Annotated in this window: 7 protein-coding genes; 2 read left to right on the forward strand and 5 right to left on the reverse strand. The window is 65.8% G+C overall.

The window, feature by feature from the left end:
- Positions 1-7 precede the first annotated feature (7 nt).
- Positions 8-1,657: an energy-dependent translational throttle protein EttA gene (gene ettA / locus V7E26_RS17470; RefSeq protein WP_324418236.1), complete on the reverse strand. Its 1,650-nt coding sequence runs from the start codon at positions 1,655-1,657 to the stop codon at positions 8-10.
- Positions 1,658-1,821: 164 nt separating this feature from the next.
- On the reverse strand, positions 1,822-1,995 hold the full coding sequence (locus tag V7E26_RS17475; RefSeq protein ID WP_324418249.1) for a hypothetical protein: 174 nt from the start codon (positions 1,993-1,995) through the stop codon (positions 1,822-1,824).
- Positions 1,996-2,208: 213 nt separating this feature from the next.
- Here V7E26_RS17475 and V7E26_RS17480 point away from each other — a divergent pair, with 213 nt between their 5' ends.
- Positions 2,209-3,168 (forward strand): D-2-hydroxyacid dehydrogenase family protein, encoded by a 960-nt coding sequence (locus V7E26_RS17480; protein WP_324418238.1) that lies wholly within the window; start codon positions 2,209-2,211, stop codon positions 3,166-3,168.
- 78 nt (positions 3,169-3,246) lie between these two features.
- Here V7E26_RS17480 and V7E26_RS17485 read toward each other — a convergent pair whose 3' ends face one another.
- Positions 3,247-4,581, reverse strand: coding sequence for a L,D-transpeptidase (locus V7E26_RS17485; RefSeq protein WP_324418247.1), 1,335 nt, complete (start codon positions 4,579-4,581; stop codon positions 3,247-3,249).
- 332 nt (positions 4,582-4,913) lie between these two features.
- Between V7E26_RS17485 and V7E26_RS17490 the strand changes: the two genes are divergently transcribed.
- Positions 4,914-5,711 carry a hypothetical protein gene (locus V7E26_RS17490; RefSeq protein ID WP_324418240.1) on the forward strand — a complete coding sequence of 266 codons (798 nt, stop codon included), beginning with the start codon at positions 4,914-4,916 and terminating at the stop codon, positions 5,709-5,711.
- A 12-nt stretch (positions 5,712-5,723) separates the two neighbouring features.
- On the opposite strand, the gene sseA is transcribed toward V7E26_RS17490, so the two are convergent.
- Complete coding sequence (gene sseA / locus V7E26_RS17495; RefSeq protein WP_324418242.1) at positions 5,724-6,575, reverse strand: 3-mercaptopyruvate sulfurtransferase; 852 nt, start codon at positions 6,573-6,575, stop codon at positions 5,724-5,726.
- Between the two features lie 102 nt (positions 6,576-6,677).
- Positions 6,678-7,091 carry a rhodanese-like domain-containing protein gene (locus tag V7E26_RS17500; protein ID WP_324418245.1) on the reverse strand — a complete coding sequence of 138 codons (414 nt, stop codon included), beginning with the start codon at positions 7,089-7,091 and terminating at the stop codon, positions 6,678-6,680.
- Between the last annotated feature and the right edge of the window lie 163 nt (positions 7,092-7,254).

Consider the following 7,254-nt stretch of genomic DNA (forward strand, 5'->3'; position numbering starts at 1 on the left):
CGCACACTCACCGCGTCAGCTTCTTGTACTTCACGCGGTGCGGAATGATGCTGTCCTGGCCGAGCCGGCGCATCTTGTCCTTCTCGTAATCCTGGAAGTTGCCTTCGAACCATTCGACGTGGCTGTCGCCTTCGAACGCCAGGATATGGGTGGCGATGCGGTCGAGGAACCAGCGATCATGGCTGATGATGACGGCGCAGCCGGCAAAGTCCTCCAGCGCCTCTTCCAGCGCGCGCAGCGTATCGACGTCGAGGTCGTTGGTCGGTTCGTCGAGCAGCAGGACGTTGGCGCCTGATTTCAGCATCTTGGCGAGATGCACGCGGTTGCGCTCACCGCCTGACAGCGCGCCGACCTTCTTCTGCTGGTCGGCGCCCTTGAAATTGAACGACGAGCAATAGCCGCGCGAGTTGACTTCCTTCTTGCCGAGCAGGATCAGCTCGTTATTGCCGGAGATTTCCTCCCACACCGTCTTCTTGCCGTCGAGCGCGTCGCGCGACTGGTCGACATAGCCGAGATGCACGGTCTCGCCGACCGTGATGGTGCCCTTGTCCGGCTTCTCCTGCCCCGTGATCATGCGGAACAGCGTGGTCTTGCCGGCGCCGTTGGCGCCGATCACGCCGACGATGCCGCCGGGCGGCAGCTTGAAGGTGAGATCGTCGATCAGCTCGCGGTCGCCATAGCCTTTGCTCAGCCCCTCGAAGTCGACGACATTGGCACCCAGCCGCTCGGCGACGGGGATGATGATCTGCGCGGTCTGGGTCTGCTTCTCGCTGGCCTGCTTCAAGAGGTCTTCATAGCGCTGGTAGCGGGCCTTGGACTTGGCCTGGCGCGCCTTCGGCGAGGACGCGATCCACTCCTGCTCGCGGGCCAGGGTCTTCTGGTGCGCGGCGTCCTCGCGGCCCTCCTGCTCGAGCCGCTTCTGCTTCTGCACCAGCCAGGACGAATAGTTGCCCTCGTAGGGGATGCCGCGGCCGCGGTCGAGCTCGAGGATCCAGCTCGTGACGTTGTCGAGGAAGTAGCGGTCGTGGGTCACGATCAGGATCGCGCCGGGATAGTTGCGCAGGTGGCCTTCCAGCCAGGACACCGACTCGGCGTCGAGATGGTTGGTCGGTTCGTCCAGCAGCAGCAGTTCCGGCTGGTCCAGCAGCAGGCGGCACAGCGCGACGCGGCGGCGCTCGCCGCCGGAAAGCTTGGTCACGTCGGCATCATCAGCCGGGCAGCGCAGCGCGTCCATGGCCTGGTCGACCTTGCTGTCGAGATCCCACAGCCCAGCGGCCTCGATCTCGTCCTGCAGCCTGGTCATCTCGTCGGCGGTCTCTTCCGAATAGTTCATCGCCAGTTCGTTGTAGCGATCGAGGATCGCCTTCTGCTTGGCGACGCCCTGCATGACGTTCTCGCGGACGGAGAGCTTGGGGTCGAGCTGCGGCTCCTGCTCGAGGTAGCCGACGCGGGCGCCCTCGGCGACCCAGGCCTCGCCGGTATATTCCTTGTCGAGGCCGGCCATGATCTTGAGCAGGGTCGACTTGCCCGAGCCGTTGACGCCGAGCACGCCGATCTTGGCGTCCGGGTAGAAACTGAGGTGGATGTTGTCGAGCACCTTGCGGGTCGGGTAGCTCTTGGTCAGACCCTGCATGAAATAGACGAACTGGCGAGCCATCGCGATCCCTTGAAACCGGAGGATTTATGGAAATTTGCTGCCGCTGATGTAGCGGCGCGGCCCCCAAAGGGCAACCGCGGCAGAGGCGTTTTCCATCCGTTCACCATGGATGAATACGGCTTGGTCACCATCCCCCTCGAAATCCCTACAATTGAAACCTTCTTTTAATGAATCGGGCGAAAACTGGTTTTCAGCGCCGAAAAAGGCGTCTTGAAAACAAGGGCCCGCGTCATGGCTACGATCGGATCGGCATCGCTGTCCGCCCCGGCACACGCACACGCCGGATTGGTGAAACCGCTGGCGGAATTCCGCGCCTTCTGGCGGAAGTTCATCGCCATGGCGTTCAACCCGTACCGCCCGGAACTGCACTATATGCGTGGCCCGGGTCCGGCCTGGCACGCCAAGCATCCCGGCGTTCGGCGCTGAGCCAACCGCTGATTTGAGGCAGCTCCGCATTTAAGTCCGCTTGCGCCGCGCCTGATTGCGCGCAACCATGGCGACCTCCCTGACGGCGACTCCGCCGTCATTCTCGCCATCAACGGACCTTCCCCATGACGCGGCTGCGCTGTGCAATCCTCGACGACTATCTCGATGTGGCTCTGACCGTGGCCGACTGGTCCACGGTCGAGGACCGGGTCGACATCACGGTATTCAACCAGCCGTTTGCGACCGCGGAAGCCGCCGCCGGCGCGCTGAAGGATTTCGAGATCGTCTGCGCGATGCGCGAACGCACCCCGTTCCCGCGCACCATGTTCGCGGCGCTGCCGAATTTGAAGCTCCTGATCACCTCGGGCATGCGCAATGCCGCGATCGACATGGAAGCCGCCAAGGACCACAAGGTGACCCTGTGCGGCACCCAGTGGGGCCGCGACCCCACCGCGCCGCTGACCATGGGCCTGATCCTGGAGCTGACGCGCAATATCGGCCGCGAGAACGCGCGCATGCATGCCGGCGAGCCGCTGCAGGCGCATGTCGGGATGGAGATCGAGGGCCGCACGCTCGGCGTAATCGGGCTCGGCAAGCTCGGCACCAAGGTCTCGAAGCTGGCGCAGGCCTTCGGCATGAACGTCATCGCCTGGAGCCAGAACCTGACACCGGAGAAGTGCAAGGAGGCCGGCGTCACCTATGTCGGCAAGGAAGAGCTGTTCTCGACCGCCGACATCGTCACCATCCATGTGGTGCTGAGCCAGCGCTCGCGCGGGCTGGTCGGCGCCGCCGACCTCGCACGGATGAAGCCGACCGCCTACATCGTCAACACCGCGCGCGGACCGATCATCGATGAAGCCGCGCTGCTGGAAGCCTTGAGCCAGAAGAAGATCGCCGGCGCCGGCATCGACGTGTTCTCAGTCGAGCCGCTGCCGGTCGACCATCCGTTCCGCAAGCTCGACAACATGGTGACCACGCCGCATCTCGGCTACGTCACCGAGGACAGCTTTCGAAACCACTACCGGCAGATGGTCGAGGGCATCGACGCATGGTTCAGGGGCGAGCCGAAGCAGCGGCTCGCCTAGAGTTTTCCGCAAGATCCTTGAACCAACAAAAAAGGCGCGCCGTGGGCGCGCCTTCGGAACATCGTCTGAAATTTTTGTCTAGCGAACGGTGACCGGCGCCGGGAGCGGCGGAACGACCGTCGGCTGTGCGCCGGGGACCGGCGACAATTGGGCCTGCGCCGGGCCGGGAGGCGGCGCCGAGCCGGCGGCGGGCGGCAAGCCCTGCGCGGGAGCAGCAGGCGCAGCATTGGCGGTATTGGCTGGCGGCGGGCTGCCGGGCATCACCACCACGCGGGTGCCGACCTTGGCGCGGTCGAACAGGTCGGAGACGTCCTCGTTCAGCATGCCGATGCAGCCGGAGGAAACGAACTTGCCGATCGTCGACGGCTGGTTGGTGCCGTGGATACGATAGACGGTCGAGCCCAGATACATCGCGCGCGCGCCGAGCGGATTGCCGGGACCGCCGGCCATGAAGCGCGGCAGATAGGGCTGACGCTCAATCATCTCGGTCGGCGGATGCCAGTCGGGCCACTCCGCCTTGCGGGTGATCTTCTGCACGCCGTTCCAGGTGAAGCCGTCGCGGCCGACGCGGACGCCGTAGCGGATCGCGCGCCCGCCGCCGAGCACGTAATAGAGATGGGTGTTGGCGGTGTCGACCACGATGGTGCCCGCAGGCTCCTTGGTGGGGAACGCTACTTCCTGGCGGCGCAGGTGCGGCGGAAGCTGCGCGGGACCGACCTCCGGCTGCTCTTCCGGCGGCAGCGCGGCGAGCTGCACCGGGCGGCCATCGGCGCCGACGGCAGGTTGCTGCGGAGCCGCGCCAGTCGCGCCGGGCGCTGCGTCGCCGATCGCTCCGGGCGGGCGCAGACCGGCACGGTCGTCGTTCGGATAGACAATGGAGGCGCCGGGGATTCGGCTATCGCCGCGATCCGAATAGACCTGCGGCTGCGATCCGGGTGGACGGTCGGCATAGATGACCGGGGGCGGACCGGCCGGGCGGCCGTAACGCGGATCGTCGGGAGAGAGAATCGGACCGGTAGGCGCCGCCGCAGCAGCAGCAGCCGGGCGGCCATAGCGCGGATCATCGGGCGAAAGGATCGGGCCCGTCGGCGCCGGAGCACCGCGATCCGAATAGACAGGCGCAGCGGCGGGGCGGCCATAGCGGGGATCGCTGGGCGACAGCACGGGACCAAGACCGGGCGGCGGCAACGCAGCCGAGCTTGGCGCGTTCGGCGTGTCATCGTCATCCAGCGCGTCGAAATCAGGTTGGCCGGGACGACGATCATTAGCGACGTAGCCGCCCTGGATGTAGGGGCCGGGCGCCGGGGAGTAAGTCTGGCTGGATGGATAGCCCTGTTGCGCATGGGCCAGCGAAGTTCCCGCCATGCCCGCGGCAATGGCGGCACAAATCGTCAGAATGCGGTTATTCATCATCGCCTTTGTATAGACCCCAAGCCCCACCGGACGGTTAACGGCAGATGACGGAAGATCGCGGCGCATTCAAGACAAATCCTCGAAATTCGGACCGCTCCGGCCATTTGTGATCGCCGCCAGACTGCGGCAAAGAAGCCTCAGCGCGCCGAAATCCGTCATTTGCAGCGTTACGCGAGCTCAAACCGCCGATTTCGCAATAAAAAGAACCGGGTGCTGAGGTAATCTGCAACGGCCTGATTCGCATCCGACGAATCAGCTTTCCCAGTGGTCACCGCGTTCCCTTGGCATCAATGACCCTCCCCAAGCTCAATGGGAGGGCGGAACTCGAGTCCATGCTTCCCGGCTTTCGCTTCCTGTTCACGGCCATCGTCCTCTCGATGTCGATCCTGATCTTTGGTCTTGGCGCTGCCGCCCTGTTGCGCGCCGCGCATGAGGAATTCGCCAACCTTCCGGCACGGCGGACGGCGCCCGAGCCGATGTTTGCCCGCAGGACCGACGAGACGCCGCCGACGCTGGCGCTGCTGCGCATCGAAACGCCGGACGAGGACAAGCCGGCCGAGAATTTAACGGCCGCCGCTCCAGATTCGGCCGTGGACGCCCGGACACCGGCCGGACAAGCGCTCGCCCCCGCTCCGGAGGCGCCCGAGCAGCTCGCCGCGTTGACGCCGGCCGAGCCGGCGCCAACCGAGGCGACAAAGCCCGATGTCGCGAAAGAGTCCAGCGCGGAAAGTTCGGCAGAGCCCGCGACCGAAGCCACAGCGCCCGACGCAAAACTCGCTACCGTCGCGGAAGCGGCGGAGCCGGCTGCCGCCGCCCCGCCCCCACCGGCGGCCGCGCCGGATGTCCATTCGTTCGAGGGCAATCCCGCCGCAACCCGGATCGCGACCCTCGGTGGCCCAGCCGTGATCGTCGATGAAAAGGCCGCGGCCGACGCTTCCCAGAAGCCGGCGGAAGCGAAGCCGGATCAAAGCGCGATCAGGAAGCTGGCGGCGGAGCGAGCCCGGGAGCGGCGGCGAATCGCGGCGGCGCGCCGTGCACGTGTGGCCCGCGAGGCAACGCTGACACTGCCGCCCAACCCCTTCATCCAGACCCCGTTCGCGCAAGGGCCGGTTGCCCGCACGACGCGGTAAGGCCGCACCCGATCAGGCCGGGCCGGTCGCGACCGGCGGGCCGTCGGCGGCACCCCACTCGGTCCACGAACCGTCATACAGCGCCGGATTCTCGACGCCGAGGCGATAGAGCGCCAGCGTCAGCACCGCGGCGCTGACACCGGAGCCGCAGCTGGTAACGATCGGCGCGTCGAGCTTGACGCCGGCGCCCGAAAAGGCCGAGCGCAGATCGTCCAGCGGCTTCATCGTGCCGGTCGCGGCATCGAACAATCGGTTGTACGGCAGGCTGAGGCTGCCGGGGATGTGGCCCGAGCGCAGGCCGGGCCGCGGCTCTGCGACCTTGCCCTGATAGCGCTCGTTGGCGCGCGCATCGATCACCTGCTCGGCGCGGCTCGAGAGGTTGGCGACCAGTTGCTGCACGCTGCGCACACGCCGCGCATCGAACGCCGCCTTGAAGCTCGCGGGCTTCGGTGTCCCCTCGCCCTTCTCGACCTTGCGTCCCTCCGCGACCCATTTCTTCAGCCCGCCATTGAGGATGCGCACCTCTTTGCCGAACGACAGGAACATCCACCACACCCGCGGCGCGGCAACCCAGCCGCCGGAATCATAGACCACGACGGTGTCGTCATTGCCGATCCCGAGCGCGCCGACATCGCGGCCGAACTGTTCGGCGGAGGGAAACATGTGCGGCAGCGGATTGGCATGGTCGGAGACCGCATCGACATCGAAGAACACCGCGCCGGGAATGTGCGAGGCGAGATAATCGTCCTTCGGCAGCGGCAGAACGCCCGGCATCTTGAAGGTGGCGTCCACGACCCTGACGTTGGGATCGTTCAGATGCTCGGCGAGCCAATCGGTGGAGACGAGCGGGTCGGTGGCGGGCATGGAGAAAATCCTTGCTGTCATTCCGGGGCACGCGAAGCGTGAACCCGGAATCTCGAGATTCCGGGCTCGATGCTTCGCACGCCCCGGAATGACGGAGAAAAACTATCCCTTCTTCTTCGGCTCCCACTTCTCGATCGGGCCGCCGGCGTCGCGCCAGGCGGCGAAACCGCCGCCCATATGCGCGACCGGCTTCAGGCCCATGTCCTTCGCGGTCTTGGCCGCGAGCGCCGAGCGAAGGCCGCCGGCGCAGTGGAAGATGAATTTCTTGTCCTCCTGGAAGATCGGCTTGGCGTAGGGGCTTTGCGGATCGATCCAGAATTCCAGCATGCCGCGGGTGCAGGAGAAGGCGCCGGGGATCTTGCCGTCGCGCTCGATCTCGCGGGGATCGCGGATGTCGACGATCACGACGTCAGGATCCTGCGCGGCCTTGATGGAATCTGCAGCGCTGACGGTTTCGATTTCGGCATTGGCCTCGTCGATCAAGGCCTTGATGCCGCGGTGGATGGTCTGGGGCATTGATTGCACCTTTGTTGTCTTATCGACGCCCGCCGCTTCGACGCAGCGCTCTTACCGCACCAATTCCTTCATCGCGCCTTCGAGGCCCTCGATCGTGATCGGGAACATGCGTCCCGACAGCAGCCGGCGGATGATGGTGGTGGATTCCGAATAGTCCCAGTGC

The organism is Bradyrhizobium sp., from assembly GCF_036735945.1.
In the GTDB taxonomy this organism is placed as follows: Bacteria; Pseudomonadota; Alphaproteobacteria; order Rhizobiales; family Xanthobacteraceae; genus Bradyrhizobium.

Excerpts from the sequence above, each read along its gene's own strand:
- ettA (WP_324418236.1), bottom strand. The coding sequence starts at position 1,657 with ATGGCTCGCCAGTTCGTCTATTTCATGCAGGGTCTGACCAAGAGCTAC.
- V7E26_RS17475 (WP_324418249.1), bottom strand. The coding sequence starts at position 1,995 with ATGGCGATGAACTTCCGCCAGAAGGCGCGGAATTCCGCCAGCGGTTTC.
- V7E26_RS17480 (WP_324418238.1), top strand. The coding sequence starts at position 2,209 with ATGACGCGGCTGCGCTGTGCAATCCTCGACGACTATCTCGATGTGGCT.
- V7E26_RS17485 (WP_324418247.1), bottom strand. The coding sequence starts at position 4,581 with ATGATGAATAACCGCATTCTGACGATTTGTGCCGCCATTGCCGCGGGC.
- V7E26_RS17490 (WP_324418240.1), top strand. The coding sequence starts at position 4,914 with ATGCTTCCCGGCTTTCGCTTCCTGTTCACGGCCATCGTCCTCTCGATG.
- sseA (WP_324418242.1), bottom strand. The coding sequence starts at position 6,575 with ATGCCCGCCACCGACCCGCTCGTCTCCACCGATTGGCTCGCCGAGCAT.
- V7E26_RS17500 (WP_324418245.1), bottom strand. The coding sequence starts at position 7,091 with ATGCCCCAGACCATCCACCGCGGCATCAAGGCCTTGATCGACGAGGCC.